Origin of the sequence: Hyphomicrobium sp. CS1GBMeth3 (genome assembly GCF_900117455.1) — a bacterium.
Classification (GTDB): Bacteria; Pseudomonadota; Alphaproteobacteria; order Rhizobiales; family Hyphomicrobiaceae; genus Hyphomicrobium_C.
Genome location: NZ_FPHO01000003.1, coordinates 1,467,272 through 1,486,685 on the forward strand (window position 1 = coordinate 1,467,272; position 19,414 = coordinate 1,486,685).

Below are 19,414 nucleotides of genomic sequence, written 5' to 3' on the forward strand. Positions count from 1 at the left end.
TATCGGGGGCCTCGGCCATGCGCCAAGATCGAAGGGAGCCCCATCTTGACAACCATGACCTCGGAAACGGCCTCCGCGGTGCACCGTGAGAGTTGAGGCCATTATGCAGATCGAGGCAATATGGGATCCCATGACGGACCCCCGGCCGCTGGTGCGATCCCTGTCGGCACCCAGATCGAGCGTGGAGCGCGTTTTAGCGCAGTTTCGTGCGTTGCGCCGCCGCCTTCGCGAGCGCGCGCGCGCGCTCGCACTGGTTGCGATCGTGTTTACCGTGTTGTGGTTCGCGGGCGGGCTGTCCGGAGCCCTGGCCCTGACCAGCTTCCTTCTCATGGCTATGGTCGTTGCAGGCCGTGAACCTGCGGAGTCCGACGGTGAGAAGGAGAGGTCCCCGGATGTGGAGCCGCGCCGGCGTGGCGGCTCAGGCGGTGGCAACGATCGCGAAGGCGAGAGCTGGCGCCTGATCGTCGATGCGGTGCCCGACGCCACAGTGGCGCTGGACCACAACTTCAACATCATCCATTTCAACGCCCGCCTCGAAGAGCTGTTTCCCAACATCCGGGTGGGCCAGCCGCTGAGCCAGCTCTCGCGCCATCCGGAGTTGAATGCTGCGGTGGAGCGGGCCGTGACGGCCAACCAGCAGGTGGTGGTCGACCTCTACGAGCGGGTGCCTGTCGAGCGTCGGCTATCGGCGACGATCTCTCGCATTGGCGGTCGTGAGATCCGGCGCGGACTGCCGTTTCTGATCGCCTGCTTCCGCGATCTCACCGAGCAGGACAAGCTCGCTCAGATGCGGGCCGACTTCATCGCCAACGCCAGCCACGAGCTGCGCACGCCGCTCGCGTCGTTGCGCGGATTCGTGGAGACGTTGCAGGGCCCCGCGCGAGACGATCCCGAGGCACGCGCCCGCTTCCTCGCCATCATGTCGAGCCAGGCCAACCGTATGACGCGGTTGATCGACGATCTCCTGTCGCTAAGCCGTGCCGAGATGCGAGTCCACCTGCCGCCGCGCGGCATCGTCGATCTCAACGAGGTGGCCTCTTACGTCGCTCAGGCGCTCGATCCCGTAGCAGCTTCGTCGAAGGCAAAGATCGCCGTCACCAAGGCGGAGGGCCCCGTGCGCATTCGCGGCGATCGGGACGAGATCGTGCAGGTGCTGCAGAACCTCGTGCACAACGCCATCAAGTATGGTCGCGAAGGCGGTCGCATCGAGATCGCGATCTCACGCGTGCTCGATGGCTCGCCGCCTCGCCCGCGCGTGCTGCTTGCGGTCGCCGACGACGGCCAGGGCATTGCTCCGGAGCATCTGCCGCGCCTCACCGAGCGCTTCTATCGCGCGAACGCGCAGGCAAGCCGCGAAAAGGGCGGAACGGGACTTGGTCTCGCCATCGTCAAGCACATCGTGCTTCGCCACCGTGGCGAGCTCCGGATCTCGAGCACGCTCGGCAAGGGATCGACATTCTCGATCCTGTTCGACGAGGTCGGAAACAGGAGCTGACGACGCTCAGTCCGTGCGGTACTTCTTGAGCTCGCGCACGAGCGAGGCCAATCGCTCGGCAACTTCTGCGCCGGTATCGACCGACGCCTTGAGCGTTGCGCGGTTCTGGATCAGCTTGTTGAGCAGATCCTGGCACTCGCCGAAGCCGAAGAAGATCTCCTCCGGCGCGTCCACCGTGCCGTCCTCGATGGCGCACATGACCTCGAAGGCGCTCTGCGAGGCAAGCACCAGCATCGACGCCACGTCGTTGATCGCCTGCTGGTAGAGCTTGGAGGCATCCGGCCCGACGCGCGGTCCGTGCACGCCGAATTTCAGCGGCGAGGAGCCCTGCGCGCCTTCGCCGGTGAACAGTTTGGGATTGCGCTGGAAGCGACGGAAGATCTCGACGAGATGCAGGCAGCACGTCTCAAGCTCGCGCAGCGCCGTAACCGCCTTGCGCTTGGGCCGCAAGCGGTCTCCGCTGCGCTCGCGCGCCGCCCAGTTGATGGTCGCGATCGAGGAGATGGTGCCGAGTGCTGCGATAGCCGGCAGCACGGCCGCGAACGGATCGGGCGCGATCCGCGTATCGGCTTCGGGAGACTCTGCCGGATTTTTCTTTCCCGCCAAGGCGCGAATGTCCTCCCGTCGGCCGGATTAACGCGGCTGATCCCCTGCTCCTACACCCAAGCGCAGAGGCGTGCCAGCGCTAAGAAGCCCCGGTCCGACGGTGCTCGCACCCGTGCTCAGAATGTCTTTCCGAGGCGCGCGTCGACCGATTGGCTGTTGGCACCGCGGATCACGAAATAGAACATGATGGTCGCCCAGAGAATCGACTTTTCAGCCCCGGCATACCCCTCGCTCTTCAGGATCCAGTGAAAATAGACCGTGACCAGCAGCACGAACATTGCACCGAAAGCGGCCGGGCGCGTGAGCAAGCCGATGGCGATCAGAATACCGCCGAAGAACTCGGTCATCGAGAGCAGGACGGCCCAGAACGCGGCGGGACCGGGAAAGAATCCGATAGTCTCTACCAGCCCCACCGGGCCAAGCGGGTTCATGATCTTGGGAAAGCCGTGCGTCACCAGCGCGAGGCCGGCGACGACGCGAAGCAGCGTTTCTGCGAACTCACCGAGGCTCCCATAAACAGGCCCCAGGCCGGGAATGATGAGCTGGTTTGAAGGACGGATCGGATCGTTCGACATCGGTGCGCTCCCCATTGACTATTATCAGCATCGGTGCGGCCAGCTTATATTCAAGACCTTTCCAGTCAACATATGCCGCCGAAAGCGGCGAGCGCCTATGCTTGTCCTTTCACAGTGGCAGCTTCCTGCGCTTGGAATGAGTGCTAGTAAACGCGAGCCTTGGGCTCGATGTACTTGATCTCATTGGTCAGCGTGTGAGTGTGCACGGGCCTGAAGTCGAGCGTCACGGACTGCGTGCCGTAGTCGGCAAATGCCAGCGTGTGCTTCATCCAGTTGACGTCGTCGCGGTTCGGATAGTCCTCGCGCGCATGCGCCCCGCGGCTTTCCTTGCGGTTGGCGGCGCCGGTCACGGTGACGGCCGCCTGCGCTATCAGGTTGTCGTACTCGAGCGTCTCGACGAGATCGGAGTTCCAGATCAACGACCGGTCGGTGACCTTGATGTCTTGCGTCGCCCTCCAGATCTCCGTGATCTTCTTTACGCCCTCGTCGAGCACCGGCCCATCGCGGAACACGGCGCAGTTGGCCTGCATGACCTTCTGCATGCGCAGCCGAAGCGCCGCCGTCGGCTCGCTGCCGTTGGCATAGCGGTAGCGGTCGAGGCGTGAGAGAGCCGCCTCTGTGGCGTTCTTCGCAAAATCTGGCTGCGCGCCGCCCTTCTCGATCGATGAGGTGCAGCGTAGCGCCGCCGCGCGCCCGAAAACGACGAGGTCGATGAGCGAGTTCGAGCCGAGCCTGTTGGCGCCGTGCACCGAGACGCACGCCGCTTCGCCGATGGCCATGAGGCCGGGCACGACATGATCTGGATTGCCGCCCTTCAACGTCAGCACCTCGCCGTGATAGTTCGTCGGGATGCCGCCCATATTGTAATGGACCGTCGGCAGCACCGGGATTGGCTGGCGCCTCAGATCCACGCCCGCGAAAACTTTCGCGCTCTCCGTGATGCCGGGCAGTCGCTCGTGCAGGATCTTGGGATCAAGGTGATCGAGGTGAAGGTAGATGTGGTCCTTGTCGGGGCCGACGCCGCGCCCCTCGCGGATCTCGATCGTCATCGAGCGCGAGACGACATCGCGCGAGGCGAGATCCTTGGCGTGTGGCGCGTAGCGCTCCATGAAGCGCTCGCCCTCGCTGTTGGTGAGATAGCCGCCTTCGCCGCGCGCGCCTTCGGTGATCAGCACGCCTGCGCCGTAGATGCCGGTCGGGTGGAACTGTACGAATTCCATGTCCTGCAGCGGCAGCCCGGCGCGCAGCACCATGGCGTTGCCGTCACCCGTGCACGTGTGGGCTGACGTACACGAGAAGTACGTACGCCCGTAGCCGCCGGTCGCGAGGATCGTGCGCTTGGCACGGAAGCGATGGATGGTGCCGTCTTCCATCGAGAGCGCGATCACGCCGCGGCAGGCTCCCTCTTCGTCCATCAGAAGGTCGAGCGCAAAGTACTCGACGAAAAATTCCGCCGAATAGCGCAGCGACTGGCCGTAAAGCGTGTGCAGCATCGCGTGCCCGGTACGGTCGGCGGCAGCGCACGTGCGCTGCGCGGGCGGGCCTGAGCCGAACTCCGTCGTCATGCCGCCGAACGGACGCTGATAGATCTTGCCGTCTTCCGTGCGCGAGAACGGCACGCCGTAGTGCTCGAGCTCATAGACCGCATCCGGCGCGTGCCGGCAGAGATACTCGATGGCGTCCTGGTCGCCGAGCCAGTCCGAGCCCTTGACGGTGTCGTACATGTGCCAGCGCCAGTTGTCCGGCCCCATGTTTCCGAGCGATGCCGCGACGCCGCCCTGCGCCGCGACCGTGTGCGAGCGCGTCGGAAACACCTTCGTGATGCACGCTGTCTTGAGGCCCGCTTCCGCGGCGCCAAGCGTCGCGCGCAGACCTGCGCCGCCCGCGCCAACGACCACGACGTCGTAGGTATGATCGTGGGTCGGATAAGCCTGTCCTTTGATGGCCGGAGCGGAGACCGGCCCTTTCCCGTTGGTTTTGGCTGCCATCTGGGCGTTAGCCTCCGAACGAGAGCTTGAGGAGAGAAAGACCACCAGCCGCCGCGACGGCTATGGCGAAGAAGGTGTTGAGCATCAGGAGCACGATCTTGGCCGCCTCCCCGTGCACGTAGTCCTCGATGATGACCTGCATGCCGATGCGCATGTGAATGGCGGCTGAGGCGAGGAAGAGGAGGAGCGGCAGCGCCACCAGCGGATGCCCGAGCGTGCTCTTGACCGTCTGGTAGTCCGCACCGACGAGGCAGATCACAAGCCCGATCGCGAAGATGACGAGGAGCAGGTTCGCCGCCGCCGTCATGCGTTGCAGCCAGAAATGGTCCGCGCCTTCCTTCGCCGAACCGAGCCGGCGCACTTCCTTGAGTGGCGTGCGCATCGTCATAGGTCTGCGCCTCCGCCCGAGAACAGGATATAGCCCCAGATCAAAATGGTGAGCGCACCGGCGGCGGCCGCCGTGGCCCACGACAGGAGATCGATCATCTCGATGTCGTAGCCGTATCCGAAGTCCCAGATGAAATGGCGGATGCCGCCGAAGAGATGATTGAGCAAGGCCCACGTATAGCCGAACAGGATGATCAAGCCCGGCCAGGTTCCGAGCAGCCCCGTGGCATAGTCGAAATACTCCTGCCCGCTCGCAGCGGCCACCAGAACCCACACCACGATCAAGGTGCCGAAATAAAGCGCGGCGCCGGTGAGGCGATGCAGGATCGACATCACCATGTTCACTTCGGGCCTGTAGATCTGCAGGTGCGGTGAGAGCGGACGTGCCGCCTGCGAACCCCGCTTCGCATTGGCCTCAGCCATTTGGTCCTGAATCCCTGGATGTCCCGGCCACCACGAGGCCCTTTCGCCTTTTAGCGCGCGCCCACATGCGGGGCAATTCGCCAAATAGTTGCGGCGTTGCCGTCGCGCGCCGCACGGCAATCATGATTTCCAAACTCGGGATAGCGGCCGCGTTAGCGCGGCAGCACCACCCAGATGTCGAGATCGAGGATCACGCCGTCCGCGTAGCCGCCGCCGTCGGCTTTGAACGGGAAGCTGCTCGCATCCTGGTTCTTGACCGCGACGAGGCGCGTGCGCAGTGCGCCCACATCGCTGCGTCCCGGCAGTTCGGCCTTCTCCAAGATCTCCGACCAGGCATACACCGTGTCGCCTGCGAACAGCGGCGCGACGTGCCGGCCGCCGTTGATGGCCGCGATATGGAAGGCGTTGTTCAGTCCGTTGAACGAAAGCGCACGCGCGAGCGAGATCGTGACGCCACCGTAGACGATGCGCTTGCCGAAGCGGCCCTTGGATTCGGTGTGCTGGTTGAAGTGCACCTTCGCCGTGTTCTGGTACAGGCGCGTCGCGATCTGGTGCTCGGCCTCTTCGAGCGTCATGCCGTCCACATGGTCGATCTTCTCGCCGACCTCGTAGTCGCCCCATTTGTAGGGCGCACCGGCTTGGGCGTAATCGTAAGCCGAGATGTTGAGCGGCGGCACGGCAGCGCCGATGTCCTTGGGATCGACGCGATCGGGAAGATCGGGCACCACGGCCTCCGGCGCTGGTGAAGCCTTGTCGCGTTTGCGCACCATGACCCAGCGGGTGTACTCGAGCACCACGTCGCCGTCCTGGTTCCGGCCCGTCGAGCGCACGTAGACGGTGCCGGTCTCGCGGTTGGAATTCTCCTTGAGACCGATGACCTCGGAGACGGTGGAAAGGGTGTCGCCCGGGAAAGCCGGCTTCAGGAAGCGCCCGCCCGCGTAGCCGAGGTTGGCGATGGCATTGAGCGAGACGTCGGGCACGGTCTTGCCGAACACGACGTGGAACAGCAACAGGTCGTCGACGGGCGAGCGCGGATATCCGATGGCACGGGCGAACTCGTCGGAGGATTGTACGGCGAAGCGCGGACCATAAAGGCTCATGTAGAGGGCAACGTCGCCCTCGGTCAGCGTGCGCGGCGTGGCATGGTTCAGGATCTGCCCGACGCGGTAATCCTCGAAAAAGTTGCCCGGGTTGGTCTTGGTCATCGCTCGTCTCGGTCTCGAAATTCAGGTCCGGGCCGTCCTATGGCATTTTTGGCCGCTTGAAGCGAGTGCGCGATTTCGCGCCCTTTGGGCCCATCCGAACGCGCAAAGGCGTCGCAGCCTTAGAACCAGTCCTCGATTTCCTTAACCGAGTTGGCGATGGCGACGGTCCTCTTGGCCTGCTCGAGATGCAGCCGCTCGACCATCTTGCCGTCCACCGTGATGACGCCCTTGTTCGAGTTCCCGGGCTCGTCGAAAGCGCGGATGATCTTCTTGGACCAGTCGACCTCGGCATCGGACGGCGAGAAGATCTCGTTGCAGGGCGCCACCTGAGAGGGGTGGATCAGCGTCTTGCCGTCCATGCCGAGCGTGCGCCCATGCTCGCATTCCTTGCGAAAGCCCGCCTCGTCCTTGAAATCGTTGTACACGCCATCGATGATGTCGAGCCCATAGCCGCGTGCCGCAACCACGGTAAGCGCCAGCCACGGCACCACGGCAAAGCGGTCGTTCAGCGCCCTCGCCCGGCTCTCCTTGAGCAGATCGTTGGTACCCATGACCAGGCAGACGAGCCTGTTCTCGGGGTCGGCACCGACGGCGGCGATATCGGCAGCGTGCAGAATGGACTGGGGGGTTTCCATCATCGCCCACAGCTTGGTCCGCTCCGGCGCGTTGACCGATTTCAGGATTTTGGCCGCGCTGATGATGTCGCCCGGATGCTGGACCTTGGGCACCAGGATGGCGTCCGGCGCAGCCGCAGCCGCAGCCAGGATGTCGGCCGTCCCCCACGCCGTCTCGAGTGCATTGGGGCGGATCACCACCTCGCGACGTCCATAGCCGCCTTCGCGCACCGCCTCGACGACCTTGTTGCGCGCCTCCACCTTCGCGTCCGGCGCGACCGAGTCCTCGAGATCGAGGATCACCGCATCGGCCGGGAGCGACCGCGCCTTCTCGAGCGCCCGCTCATTGGCACCAGGCATATAGAGCACGCTGCGACGAGGACGAATGGGAGCCATCTTGGGCCTCTTGATCTTCGGCGGGGCGGCGGGGCGCAGGGTTTGCTGCACTGCAAAATCAAATAGCGCAAAGTCAGCCCACGACCAAGCTGACTATTGGCTATGCGGCGATCGGATTATGCGGCAGCCTCCGCGCCGACGAAAATTCGACCAAGGGCAAACATGGCCACCGTCCTCGCAGTCTCCTCGTTCGTGGCACGCGGCACCGTGGGATTGCGTGCGATCATGCCGGCGCTCGGTCGCCACGGCCATGAGACGATCGCGCTTCCCACCATCGTGTTGTCGAACCATCTTGGCCATCCGCGTGCCTCGGGCAGCGCTATCCCGGCCGAAACCCTCTCGTCCATGATCGACATGCTGGACAGCAACGGCTGGTTGGAGGGTGTCGACGCCGTACAGACGGGCTATCTGCCGAGCGCCGATCACGTGCACCTCGTCGAAACGCTGGTGAAGCGACTGCTCGTGCATCGTCCCGACGCGCTGATCGTCTGCGACCCCGTGCTCGGCGATCATCCAGGCGGGCTCTATGTACCGGCCGAGGCGGCCAAGGCGGTGCGCGACCGGCTGATGCCGCTCGCCACACACATGAAGCCGAACCGGTTCGAGCTGGCGTTCCTCTCCGGCCACCCCGTAGAGACGATGTCGGACATCGTGGCGGCCGCGCGGTCGCTCCCGCCGCCGGTGGTGCTGGCAAGCTCGATCCCCATGCCGGAGAACCGGCTCGCCAACGTGTTGGTGGAGCCAAATGAAGCCGCGTACTGCACCGTACCCCTCATGGCGAATGCCCCGCACGGCACCGGCGATCTGCTCACTGCAGTGTTCGTCTCGGAGCTTCTAAGCGGCAGGCCGACGCGACAAGCTGCCGCGGAAGCCGTCGTCCGCGTCCGGCGCGCCGTCGATGCCAGCTACGGCGCCGACGAGCTGGCGTTGAGCAAAGCCAGTGTTTGGGAACCGACGAACCCGATCGGCATGGCCGACCTCGAGACCGGTTTTGATTGACCCCGTCATCCCGGTATCGCAAATCCAATTACCGGTAGATTCAAGTGGGGGGCGATCCGAGATGGCGAGACGGAAGAAACTGCGCGACGCGATGCACTTCATCCAGCATCACGAGGCGTCGGGCGGTGTCATTCTTCTGATTGCGGCCGTCGCTGCACTGATCCTCGCCAACTCCGGTGCCGCGCACCTCTACGGTGCGCTTCTCGATACACACGTCTCGGTGCGCGTCGGCGAGTGGGGCCTCGACAGGAACCTGTTGCATTGGATCAACGACGGCTTGATGGTTGTCTTCTTTTTCTACGTCGGGCTCGAGATCAAGCGCGAGCTGGTTGAAGGGGAGCTGTCCTCGATCCGCCAGGCGGCCCTCCCGGTGATCGGTGCCGCGGGCGGAATGGCCGTACCGGCCGTCATCTATACATGGCTCAACTGGGGCGACGCTTATGCGCTGAGGGGATGGGCGATTCCCACTGCCACCGACATCGCCTTTGCGATTGGCGTGCTGGCGCTGCTCGGGCCGCGCATCCCCTCGTCGCTTAAGATCTTCCTGCTGGCCCTCGCAATCATCGATGACCTCGGCGCCATCTTGATTATCGCGATCTTCTACACGACGAATTTGTCGCTGGCGGCGCTAGCGCTGGCCGCGGTCGGCATCGTCGGGCTCATCGTTCTGAACCGGCGCAGAGTGACGAGCACGGCGGCTTACGTCTTGATGGGTGCGTTCGTATGGCTTTGCGTGCTGCAGTCCGGCGTGCATGCAACCCTGGCCGGTGTTATCACGGCTTTCGCAGTTCCATTGCTTCCGGTTTCCAACGGCAATGGCGATCAGTCGGATACGCTGGCGGTCAAGCTGCAGGACGGGCTGCACCCCTGGGTCACCTTCGGTGTGCTCCCGGCCTTCGCCTTCGCCAACGCCGGCGTCTCGCTGGCGGGGTTCACGCCGGAAAGCCTGCTGAGCGCCATTCCGTTTGGCATCGCGCTCGGCCTTTTTGCCGGCAAGGCGATCGGCGTCTACGGCTTCACGACGACAGCCATAGCGCTCGGCGTCGGCAGCCGGCCGGAGGGCAGCTCGCGCATACAGCTCTTCGGAGTCGCTATCCTGGCTGGCATCGGCTTCACGATGAGCTTGTTCATCGGCATGCTGGCGTTCCCCGAGCCTGAGCACGCGGCCGATATCCGCATCGGCGTTTTGGCTGGATCGCTTTGCTCGGCACTGGCCGGTTACGCCATCCTGCGCTTCGCGAAGCGTCCGCCACTCCCCATCGGCCGGGTCAGCTAGCTGGATCGGGGATCCGGGCCCAGGCGTCTGTCGGGCCTTAGCCGATCTCGCCTTATCGCCCCGTCGCCTCGGCGCGGACCCTGAGCCCGCTGCGCTTCTTGTACTTCTCGGTGAGCCCGTCCCACTCGATCTCGAGCGAGCCGCCGGTCGTCCTGTGCTGGCGATCCCAGTTCGACAGCAAGTCGATACAGGCATGGTCGATGTAGTCGAGGTCGTCGATGTGCACGTGAACATGCGTGTTCGGCTTCAGCCGCTCGAGCTCACTCGCGAGCATGGGAAGGCGAATGAGCGTCGCCGCGCCTTTGAGGCGCAGATCCACGCGGTTGCTGCTCGCATCCTCGGTCTTCTGCACTTCCAGATGCGAGAAGGCATAGAGCAACTTCAAGAGCGATAACACGAGGCCGACCACAACACCCGCGAGCAAGTTCGTGGCGACGATCGTGACGATCGTGATGAAGTAGATCGCAACCTCGCTCGTGCCGAACTTTTGCAGCGTCGGCACGACCTTGGGATACGCGAGCTTGTAGCCGGTGTAGACGAGAACGGCGGCGAGCGCAGAGACCGGAATGTAGCCCAGTGTCCACGGCAGCGCGCTTGCGAAGATCAGGAGCCACACACCATGTAAGATTGCGGAAGCGCGTGTCACGCCACCCGCCTCCACGTTGGCTCCCGAGCGCACGATGACGCCCGTCATAGGTAGCGCGCCCAGGAGGCCGCAGAGGGTATTGCCGACACCTTGCGCAGAAAGCTCCTTGTCGTACTTGGTCCGCTCTCCGCTGTGCATTTGGTCGACGGCAGTCGCGCACAGAAGCGTCTCGGCGCTGGCAATGAAGGCAATCGAGACAGCTCCGATGAAGATCGGCGCCTCGATGATGCGCATCAGGTTCTCGGGTGTCGGGAACACGACCGTCGACCAGATGTTGCTCGGCACCTCGACGTAGTGGATATCGGAAAGTCCGAGCACTCCCGCCGCCAGCATGGCGACGATCACGCCGACCAGTGGCGCCGGCATGAGGCGCCAGGACTTGGGTGCGTACGACCATCCGGCAATTGCGACGATCGTGAGCAGGCCGATCGCGCCGGCCTTGAGCCGATGGTCGTCGGACTGGATCGCGTCCCAAAACGTGCCGGGCATGCCGAGCAGGTTCTGGATGCCGGTCCCGACCGGCTCGTTATCGAACATGACATGGAACTGCGCGACCAGGATAAGCACCCCGATGCCTGCGAGCATGCCGTGAATCACTGCTGGTGACACGGCGCGGAACCACTGCCCAAGCTTGAGGACGCCGGCGCCGACCTGCAAAAGGCCGGCGAACAGCACGACCACGCTGAGCATCTCGACGCCGTTGGCCTGCACGAACTGCAATACGAGCACACTGAGGCCCGCCGCAGGTCCGCTCACCTGCAGTGGCGAGCCGGCAATGAAGCCGACGATGATGCCGCCGATAATACCCGTGATGATGCCCGCGGTCGGCGGCATGCCCGATGCGATGGCGATACCCATGCACAACGGCAGGGCCACGAGAAAGACGACAACGGAGGCGAGCAGATCCTTGCTGAAAGTGGACGTCGATGTCTCCGCGGTCATTCCCCATCGCGCCGACCCTTTATCCGGCCGGCGCGCCCCGTTGAAAAGCCTTTGATTTCGGGCCATGCAGACCCGGAACCGGCGGACGATAGCGGGTGCCGCAATCTGCCGCAACCGGAAGTAAGCTGCCGGATGGGCATCGTTCCGCATCAGGTGAGTTGGGGCCCACCCGTTCGGGCGGGTGCGACGATTGCTTACTCGCGCAGGCCCGCTCTTGAGGTAGAAATCACTGCAATGACCACGCGAGCCGCCGGTCCATAAGAACCCTTTTCCACTGGGGCAAACCAGAATGTCGAGCTTCCCCGAGAAACTGTCCGACCGCTTCCGCCGCTTCAAGCATCGTCATTTCGTTCCCAACGCCGATCATTACGAGGATCTGGCCACCCACGGCCAGGATCCGCAGGTGATGATCATCTCCTGCTGCGACAGTCGCGTCGATCCGGAAACGATCTTCACGGCCATGCCGGGCGAGCTGTTCGTTTTCCGCAATGTGGCAAACTTGGTGCCGCCGTTCGAGACGGGTGGCAAGTTCCACGGCGTCAGCGCCGCAATCGAGTTCGCGGTCCTCAATCTGCGCATCAAGCACTTGATCATCATGGGCCACTCAGGTTGCGGTGGCGTCAAAGCGGCGCTGGACCAGAGTGCCGCGATCCAGACGGAAGCTCAGTTCATCTCGAAATGGATGTCGATCCTCGACGAGGCGCGCCTGACCGTGCTGGCGTCCAGTCAGATGGCCGCCCAGGCCCAGAAGCAAAAAATGCTGGAGATGGAAGGCATTAAGACGTCGATCAAGAATCTGCGCACGTTCCCGTTCGTGAAGCAGGAGGAGGACAAGGGCCGCCTGTCGCTGCACGGCGCCTATTTCGAGATCGCGACGGGCACGTTGAGCGTGCTGAACCACTCGCGCGGAGAGTTCTTCCCGCTCTGAAGGTTTGTTATTTCTGCGCAGCAGCCTGTGCGGCCGCGATCGCAGGCACGAGCTGCGTCTCGAGGCTCTGCTTTGAGATCGGCCCGACGTGCTTGTAGGCGATCTCGCCCCGCCCGTTGATCACGAACGTCTCTGGCATGCCGTAGACGCCCCATTCGATTGCGTTGCGCCCGTTGCGGTCGGTGCCGACGGCGGTGAACGGATTGCCGTAGCGCCCGAGAAAGCGCCGCCCCGCCTCGGCCTGGTCCTTGTAGTTCACACCGTAGATCGCCACCCCGGTGCGCTCGCGAAGCGCGATGAGCAGCGGGTGCTCCTCGATGCACGGCACACACCACGACGCCCAGAAGTTCACGATCGAGACCTCGCCTTTCGCGAGGTCGGCCGCCGAGAAACCGGCCACCGGCTGCCCGCTCTCGAGCAGCCCTTCGAGCGGCGGAAACTCCGTCTTGGGCGCCGGCCGGCCGATCAGTGCGGACGGCAGCTTCGAAGGATCGCCCGAGGTCAACGCGAACGCGAACAGCGCCGCAATGATTCCGAAGATGATGAGTGGGGCGAGCACCCAGCCGCGGCGCCGACGCCCCGGGGCTGCTTGCGCTTCTGGACTTTCGGAACGAGGCCCTTCCGTCATGCCTTGTCCCGATCGCCTGAGGATTGGGCCGAGCGGCGCCTGAGCCCGCGCCGATCCGCGTCGGCAAGCGCGTTGGCCTGCCGCCTGCCGTCGAAGAGCGTCCAGCCGATGAGCAGGCCGACGATCACGACGAAGGCGCCATAGGACGCCCAGATGAACGCCGCGTGCGGTCCGAGATCCATGATCCTACTCCGCCTGCGCCGAGAATGCCCGCTCGCCGCGCTCGATCTCGGCGAGTCGCAGCGTCTTAACCCGCCGCCTCAGGATCTCGTTCTGCATAGCCTTGAGATGCAGCGCGATGAACAAGAGCGTGAAGCCGAGCGCCGAAATGAGCAGCGGCGTGCGCATCGACGGATCGACGCTCGATGTGAAGCCGGTGGACGGCTGGTGCAGCGTGTTCCACCAGTCGACCGAGAACTTGATCACCGGCAAAATGGCGACGCCCACCAGCGCCAGCACCGCCGTCAGTTTACCCGCCAGCGATTCATCCTCGAGCGAGGAGCGAAGCGCGATCAGCCCGAGGTAGAGAAAGAACAATAGCAGCACGGATGTGAGCCGCGCGTCCCACACCCAGTAGGTGCCCCACATCGGCTTGCCCCACAGCGAGCCGGTGATAAGCGCGGCGAGCGTGAAAGCAGCCCCGATCGGCGCCGCCGCTTTAGCGGACACATCGGCCAGCGGATGCCGGAACACGAGCAGGCCAAAACTCGACATGGCGACGATCGCGTAGCCCATCATGGCGAGCCACGCCGACGGCACGTGGATGTACATGATCTTGACCGTCTCGCCCTGCTGGTAGTCGGGCGGCGCCACGAAGAACACGAGGTACATCGCGTACGCGATCAGCAAAGCGGCCGCGCCCGCCACCCAGGGGAGGATGGCACGCGAGAGCTCCATGAAACGGGTCGGATTGGCAAGGCGCTGGGTCAGAGTTTGCATGGGCTTCATCTAAAGCGCTTAACCCAAAGTGGGAACCGGTTTTCCGATCTGAAGCACGTTAAACAACGTTAAGGCGGCGAGAGGCTTGCCCCTACGTCTGGCACGGATCCGCGCCGCTTCTAAGACATCTGAAGCCTGAGCGCCGCCGCCGCCGCAACCGGGGCCAGCGCCACTGATGCCACAGATATCGCCGCAAGGATCAAAAAGGAGGCAGCGAACCCCTCTTGGCCGAGACCGGCAAATCCGATGGCGGAGATGCCGAAGATCAGGGTCGGCACATAGAGCGGCAGCACGAGCAGCGCGAGGAGGAGACCGCCGCGGCGGGCTTTCAGCGTTAGCGCGGCGCCGACGCTGCCGAGAAAGCTGATCGCCGGCGTGCCAGCCAGCATGGTCGCGACAAGCGCCGGCGTCAGCCCGAGATCCAGGTTCAGCATCAGTCCGAGCACCGGGGCCACGAGCGCCAGCGGGATGCCGGTCGAGATCCAGTGCGCGAGCGCTTTGGCAGCCACCGCCAGCTCGAGCGGCAAGGGTGACGTTGTCATGACCTCGAGCGAGCCATCCTCGTGATCGGCTTCGAAAAGGCGCGGCAGCGACAGTAGCGCCGCCAACAGAAGCGCGATCCACAGAATCCCAGGCGCGATGCGCGACAGAAGCTTGAGGTCCGGCCCAAGCCCGAGCGGCAGCATCGCGACAACAACGAGGAAGAAGCCGAGCGCCGTGCCGAGCGCCGCGCCCTCGCGTACGGCCAATGTGAGGTCGCGTTTCAAGAGGGCGAGAAAGAGGTTCATGGCGCCCCCTCGCCCGACAGCGCGTTGGTGCTCCCGTTTGTCCCTAGCCGCAGATAGGCCGCTTGCTCGATGCCGAGCGGGAGATGTGTCGCTGCGATCACCAGTCCGCCATTCGCGAGATGCGCCTGGATGAGGCGCGCGAGGAGCTCGGTCGAGGCCGTATCCAGCGACACCGTCGGCTCGTCGAGAAGCCAGATCGGACGAGCGGCGACTGAGAGGCGCGCAAGACCCAGCCGCCGCTTCTGACCCGCCGACAGCAGCCCGGCGGGATAGTCGGCAAGCGACGAAAGACCGAAGTGCGAAAGCGCGTCGTCGACGCGGTTGCGGATCGCGTCACGGTTGCCAAGCTGGCCGAGATAGGTTGCCCAGAAGATGAGGTTCTCGGTCGCAGTGAGATTAGCCTTCACGCCTGTCAGGTGCCCCACGTAGTGGCAGCGTGCGGCAACGTCGGTCTCGTCTGTATCCCGAGTGTCGTTGTCGTCTTTAAGCGTTATCCTTCCCGCTGTGGGCGTGATGAACCCCGCCAGTGTGCGAATAAGCGTTGTCTTTCCTGCGCCGTTAGGACCAACGATCAGTAGCGCCTCGCCGGCTTTCGCCGTAAACGAAAGTCCCGCAATGACCGTGCGCGTTCCGCGCTCGACCGACAAATTGTCCGCATGAAGATGCAAGCGCTCGACGGGCCCCGCTGCGACAAAGCGAGTCTGCAAAATTTACAAGCACGACTGTGCTGGTTCTCGACTTTGGCTGCCTATATAATTGGCTTGCTTCAAGGTTCGCCACAGCAAAAAGTGTTCCGGCAGGCCTGCGCGCACGCAATCAGACTCGTTAGCGCAACACGACTGGTGCTTCCAGCATCCGTCCATCACGAATACCGCATACAAGGAGAAGAAACGTGAGCGCTTCCACGACCGTCTCGTCTGTGCCGCCCTCAATCGACAGCTTCAAGTGCCGCAAGACGCTCACGGTCGGTGACAAGACTTACGTCTACTACTCGCTGCCCGAGGCTGAGAAGAACGGCCTCAAGGGCATCTCGAGGCTTCCCTACGCGATGAAGGTGCTGCTTGAGAACCTGCTGCGCCACGAGGACGGTCGCTCGGTAACCAAAGCCGACATCGAAGCCGTGTCGGACTGGCTGGAGAACAAGGGCAAGGCGGAGAAGGAGATCGGCTTCCGCCCAGCACGCGTCCTGATGCAGGACTTCACCGGCGTTCCGGCCGTGGTCGATCTTGCCGCCATGCGCGACGGCATGCTGACGCTCGGCGGAGATGCTAAGAAGATTAATCCGCTAGTGCCCGTCGATCTCGTGATCGACCATTCGGTGATCGTCGATGCGTTCGGCAGCCCGGAGGCGTTCGGCCGCAACGTCGAGCTAGAGTATCAGCGCAACGGCGAACGCTACGTGTTCCTGAAGTGGGGCCAGGACGCCTTCGCCAACTTCCGCGTCGTGCCGCCCGGCACCGGTATCTGCCATCAGGTCAATCTCGAATATCTCGCGCAGACGGTTTGGACGGCGAACGGCACCGACGGCGAGACGTTGGCTTATCCCGATACGCTCGTCGGCACCGACAGCCACACCACGATGGTGAACGGGCTCGCCGTGCTGGGTTGGGGCGTCGGCGGCATCGAGGCCGAGGCAGCCATGCTGGGCCAGCCGCAGTCGATGCTGATTCCCGAAGTGATCGGCTTCCGCCTCACCGGCGCGCTCAAGGAAGGTGTTACCGCCACCGATCTCGTGCTCACCGTCACGCAGATGCTGCGCAAGAAGGGCGTGGTCAACAAGTTCGTCGAGTTCTACGGCCCCGGCCTCGATCACCTGACGCTGGCCGACCGCGCCACCATCGCCAACATGGCGCCGGAGTATGGCGCCACCTGCGGCTTCTTCCCTGTCGACGGCGAGACGCTGAACTACCTCACCATATCGGGCCGCGATCCCGCGCGCATCGCCCTGGTCGAGGAGTATTCCAAGGCACAGGGACTGTTCCGCACCAAGGATGTGGGCGATCCCGTCTTCACCGATACGCTCGAGCTCGATCTCTCGACCGTCGTCTCGTCCGTCGCCGGGCCGAAGCGTCCGGAAGGGCGCATCGCTCTGCCCGACGTCAAGTCGGGCTTCCTGACCGCGCTCGACACCGAGTACAAGAAGCCGGGTGAGGCCGATAAGCGCGTTTCCGTCGAAGGCCGCGATTTCGATCTCGGCCACGGCGATGTCGTGATCGCCGCCATCACGAGCTGCACGAACACGTCGAATCCGTCCGTCCTCATTGCGGCGGGACTGTTGGCACGCAACGCCATCGCCCGCGGCCTCACGGCTAAGCCGTGGGTCAAAACCTCTCTGGCGCCCGGAAGCCAGGTCGTCGCCGCCTATCTCGACAAGTCGGGCCTGCAGCAGGATCTCGACAAGGTCGGCTTCAACCTCGTCGGCTTCGGCTGTACCACCTGCATCGGAAACTCGGGTCCGCTTCCGGCGGAGATCTCGAAGTCGATCAACGACAACAACCTCGTCGCGGCCGCCGTCCTGTCGGGCAACCGCAACTTCGAGGGCCGCGTCAGCCCCGACGTGCAGGCCAATTACCTCGCGTCGCCGCCGCTCGTCGTCGCCTACGCGCTCGCCGGCACGGTGAAGCACGACCTCTCGACGGAGCCGCTCGGCACCGGTTCGGACGGCAAGCCGGTCTACCTCAAGGACATCTGGCCCTCGAACCAGGAGGTGCAGACGTTCATCGCTGAGAACATCTCGCGCGACCTCTTCAAGTCGAAATACGCCGACGTCTTTCACGGCGACGAGCACTGGCGCTCGATAAAGGCAGGCTCGGGCCTTACCTACAGCTGGGACGGCAAGTCCACGTACGTGCAGAATCCGCCGTATTTCACGGGCATCACGAAGAAAGCCCGACCGATCACCGACATCGAAGGCGCACGCATCCTGGCGCTGTTCGGCGACAAGATCACCACCGACCACATCTCGCCGGCCGGCTCGATTAAGGCTGCCTCGCCCGCCGGCAAATACTTGCTCGATGAGGGCGTCGAGCCTGCAGACTTCAACCAGTACGGCACGCGGCGCGGCAATCACGAGGTGATGATGCGCGGCACGTTCGCCAACATCCGCATCAAGAACCACATGGTAACGGACGCGGCCGGCAACGTCATCGAGGGCGGCTATACGATCCACCAGCCCTCAGGCGAGCGTCTCGCCATCTACGACGCGGCGCAGCGTTACGCCGAGGAGGAAGTGCCGCTGGTCGTCTTCGCCGGTGTCGAATACGGCAACGGCTCGTCCCGCGACTGGGCTGCGAAGGGCACCAACCTGCTCGGCGTCAGGGCGGTGGTCGCGCAGTCCTTCGAGCGTATCCATCGCTCGAACCTCGTCGGCATGGGCATCGTGCCGTTCGTGTTCGAGGCCGGCACGAGCTGGCAGTCGTTGGGACTCGACGGCAGCGAGAAAGTGACCATCCGCGGTCTCGCCAACGTCCGCCCGCGCCAAGTCATCGAGGCCGAGGTCACGCGCGGTGACGGCACCACGCTGGCCGTACCGCTCATCTGCCGGATCGATACGCTCGACGAGATCGAGTACTTCAAGAACGGCGGCATCCTGCCCTACGTGCTGCGCAACCTCGCGGCGTAACCGGAGGGGCCGCGCCGGGGCACGGTAAAATAAGGGAAAATACCAGCGTCCCGCGTAGACCGCGGTGCTCGGGTCTGGACCGTTTCCGCGAGAGCCCCTATTTCTTCGGACGAGCGCGTGAGCCGTGGTCGGGTCACGCAAGAACAACGCTTGGGTCAAAGGCACCTCATCCGATGCGCCGAATGGTGAGCGCCGCCATCGCTTGCATCCTGATTGCGCCCGCGCTCGCACCGGCCCAGGAGCCGGAGCAGTCAGCCAATGGGCGACTGACCGGGCCGCCGCACGCCGTGATCGAGATGTACACGAGCCAAGGCTGCTCCGATTGCCCGGCGGCGGATGCGCTGCTGAAGCAGTACATCGACCAGAAGAACATCGTCGGCCTGACGCTCCCGGTCGATTACTGGGACTATCTCGGCTGGAAGGATACGCTGGCCGGCGCGCGCAACGCGGAGCGCCAGCGCCAATATGCCGAGCGCTTTGGCATCGGCACCGTCTACACGCCCCAGGCCGTGGTCAACGGCGCCGTTGAGGTCGTAGGCTCAAGCGAATCCGAAATCGACCGCGCCATCCGCGCGAGCGAAACTGCCCTCGCCAGCAGCCGTGTGCCCGTGCACTTCTGGCACTACGGCAACAGCATCATCATCGAGGCCGGCTCCGCGCCCAACGACTCCGAGCCCAAGGAAGCGACCATCTGGCTCGCCGTGGTACAGAAGTCGGCACAGGTGGTGGTGAAGTCCGGCGAGAACGCCGGCAAGACGCTGACCTACTACAACGTCGTTCGCGAGCTGACGCCGGTCGGCGTCTGGAATGGCCGCCCGACAACCATCCGGCTCGCGCGGGCTGCCATCATGCGGCCGGAGACCGAGGATCTCGTCGTGCTGATCCAGGAGGCGAACACCGGCCCCATCATCGGTGCCGCCCGCCTCGGCGACTGACCGGCGCTTGGCGTCGGGTTGC

Annotated in this window: 19 protein-coding genes; 6 read left to right on the forward strand and 13 right to left on the reverse strand. The window is 64.1% G+C overall.

Annotated elements, in window-relative coordinates:
* The first annotated feature begins 130 nt into the window (after positions 1-130).
* Complete coding sequence (locus CS1GBM3_RS14195; protein WP_171946500.1) at positions 131-1,495, forward strand: ATP-binding protein; 1,365 nt, start codon at positions 131-133, stop codon at positions 1,493-1,495.
* A 6-nt stretch (positions 1,496-1,501) separates the two neighbouring features.
* On the opposite strand, the gene CS1GBM3_RS14200 is transcribed toward CS1GBM3_RS14195, so the two are convergent.
* From CS1GBM3_RS14200 to CS1GBM3_RS14230, 7 genes are all read right to left on the reverse strand, one after another.
* A complete protein-coding gene (locus tag CS1GBM3_RS14200; RefSeq protein WP_072396080.1) occupies positions 1,502-2,101 on the reverse strand; it encodes a hypothetical protein in 600 nt (199 codons plus the stop codon).
* A 116-nt stretch (positions 2,102-2,217) separates the two neighbouring features.
* Complete coding sequence (locus tag CS1GBM3_RS14205; protein WP_072396081.1) at positions 2,218-2,676, reverse strand: DoxX family protein; 459 nt, start codon at positions 2,674-2,676, stop codon at positions 2,218-2,220.
* Between the two features lie 143 nt (positions 2,677-2,819).
* Positions 2,820-4,664, reverse strand: coding sequence for a succinate dehydrogenase flavoprotein subunit (gene sdhA, locus CS1GBM3_RS14210; protein ID WP_072396083.1), 1,845 nt, complete (start codon positions 4,662-4,664; stop codon positions 2,820-2,822).
* Positions 4,665-4,671: 7 nt separating this feature from the next.
* Complete coding sequence (gene sdhD, locus CS1GBM3_RS14215; protein ID WP_072396085.1) at positions 4,672-5,052, reverse strand: succinate dehydrogenase, hydrophobic membrane anchor protein; 381 nt, start codon at positions 5,050-5,052, stop codon at positions 4,672-4,674.
* Complete coding sequence (gene sdhC, locus CS1GBM3_RS14220) at positions 5,049-5,474, reverse strand: succinate dehydrogenase, cytochrome b556 subunit (protein WP_072396087.1); 426 nt, start codon at positions 5,472-5,474, stop codon at positions 5,049-5,051. Before sdhC ends, sdhD begins: the two co-directional genes overlap by 4 nt.
* Before the next feature lie 152 nt (positions 5,475-5,626).
* A complete protein-coding gene (locus CS1GBM3_RS14225) occupies positions 5,627-6,679 on the reverse strand; it encodes a MaoC family dehydratase (RefSeq protein ID WP_072396089.1) in 1,053 nt (350 codons plus the stop codon).
* A 119-nt stretch (positions 6,680-6,798) separates the two neighbouring features.
* Positions 6,799-7,689 carry an HpcH/HpaI aldolase/citrate lyase family protein gene (locus CS1GBM3_RS14230; RefSeq protein ID WP_072396091.1) on the reverse strand — a complete coding sequence of 297 codons (891 nt, stop codon included), beginning with the start codon at positions 7,687-7,689 and terminating at the stop codon, positions 6,799-6,801.
* Positions 7,690-7,851: 162 nt separating this feature from the next.
* Here CS1GBM3_RS14230 and CS1GBM3_RS14235 point away from each other — a divergent pair, with 162 nt between their 5' ends.
* Together CS1GBM3_RS14235 and nhaA are read left to right on the forward strand one after the other, a co-directional pair.
* Positions 7,852-8,688, forward strand: coding sequence for a bifunctional hydroxymethylpyrimidine kinase/phosphomethylpyrimidine kinase (locus CS1GBM3_RS14235; protein ID WP_072396093.1), 837 nt, complete (start codon positions 7,852-7,854; stop codon positions 8,686-8,688).
* A gap of 61 nt (positions 8,689-8,749) precedes the next feature.
* Positions 8,750-9,964, forward strand: coding sequence for a Na+/H+ antiporter NhaA (gene nhaA / locus CS1GBM3_RS14240; RefSeq protein ID WP_072396095.1), 1,215 nt, complete (start codon positions 8,750-8,752; stop codon positions 9,962-9,964).
* 52 nt (positions 9,965-10,016) lie between these two features.
* Here nhaA and CS1GBM3_RS14245 read toward each other — a convergent pair whose 3' ends face one another.
* Positions 10,017-11,552, reverse strand: coding sequence for a SulP family inorganic anion transporter (locus CS1GBM3_RS14245; protein WP_072396097.1), 1,536 nt, complete (start codon positions 11,550-11,552; stop codon positions 10,017-10,019).
* A gap of 289 nt (positions 11,553-11,841) precedes the next feature.
* Between CS1GBM3_RS14245 and CS1GBM3_RS14250 the strand changes: the two genes are divergently transcribed.
* Entirely contained in the window at positions 11,842-12,480 is a 639-nt protein-coding gene (locus tag CS1GBM3_RS14250) for a carbonic anhydrase (RefSeq protein WP_072396099.1), read from the forward strand.
* A 7-nt stretch (positions 12,481-12,487) separates the two neighbouring features.
* On the opposite strand, the gene CS1GBM3_RS14255 is transcribed toward CS1GBM3_RS14250, so the two are convergent.
* The 5 genes from CS1GBM3_RS14255 to ccmA form a co-directional block, all read right to left on the reverse strand.
* Positions 12,488-13,108 (reverse strand): DsbE family thiol:disulfide interchange protein, encoded by a 621-nt coding sequence (locus CS1GBM3_RS14255; RefSeq protein WP_072396101.1) that lies wholly within the window; start codon positions 13,106-13,108, stop codon positions 12,488-12,490.
* Positions 13,105-13,290, reverse strand: coding sequence for a heme exporter protein CcmD (gene ccmD, locus CS1GBM3_RS14260; protein ID WP_072396103.1), 186 nt, complete (start codon positions 13,288-13,290; stop codon positions 13,105-13,107). Before ccmD ends, CS1GBM3_RS14255 begins: the two co-directional genes overlap by 4 nt.
* Positions 13,291-13,294: 4 nt before the next feature.
* The gene (gene ccmC / locus CS1GBM3_RS14265) at positions 13,295-14,047 is read right to left on the reverse strand and encodes a heme ABC transporter permease CcmC (RefSeq protein ID WP_072397524.1); all 753 of its coding nucleotides are present in this window, start codon (positions 14,045-14,047) and stop codon (positions 13,295-13,297) included.
* Positions 14,048-14,166: 119 nt separating this feature from the next.
* Entirely contained in the window at positions 14,167-14,835 is a 669-nt protein-coding gene (gene ccmB / locus CS1GBM3_RS14270) for a heme exporter protein CcmB (protein ID WP_072396104.1), read from the reverse strand.
* Positions 14,832-15,503, reverse strand: a complete 672-nt coding sequence (gene ccmA / locus CS1GBM3_RS14275; RefSeq protein ID WP_072397525.1) for a heme ABC exporter ATP-binding protein CcmA — start codon at positions 15,501-15,503, stop codon at positions 14,832-14,834. Before ccmA ends, ccmB begins: the two co-directional genes overlap by 4 nt.
* A gap of 224 nt (positions 15,504-15,727) precedes the next feature.
* Between ccmA and acnA the strand changes: the two genes are divergently transcribed.
* Complete coding sequence (gene acnA, locus CS1GBM3_RS14280) at positions 15,728-18,457, forward strand: aconitate hydratase AcnA (RefSeq protein WP_072396105.1); 2,730 nt, start codon at positions 15,728-15,730, stop codon at positions 18,455-18,457.
* A gap of 182 nt (positions 18,458-18,639) precedes the next feature.
* On the forward strand, positions 18,640-19,392 hold the full coding sequence (locus CS1GBM3_RS14285) for a DUF1223 domain-containing protein (RefSeq protein ID WP_072396107.1): 753 nt from the start codon (positions 18,640-18,642) through the stop codon (positions 19,390-19,392).
* Positions 19,393-19,414 lie beyond the last annotated feature (22 nt).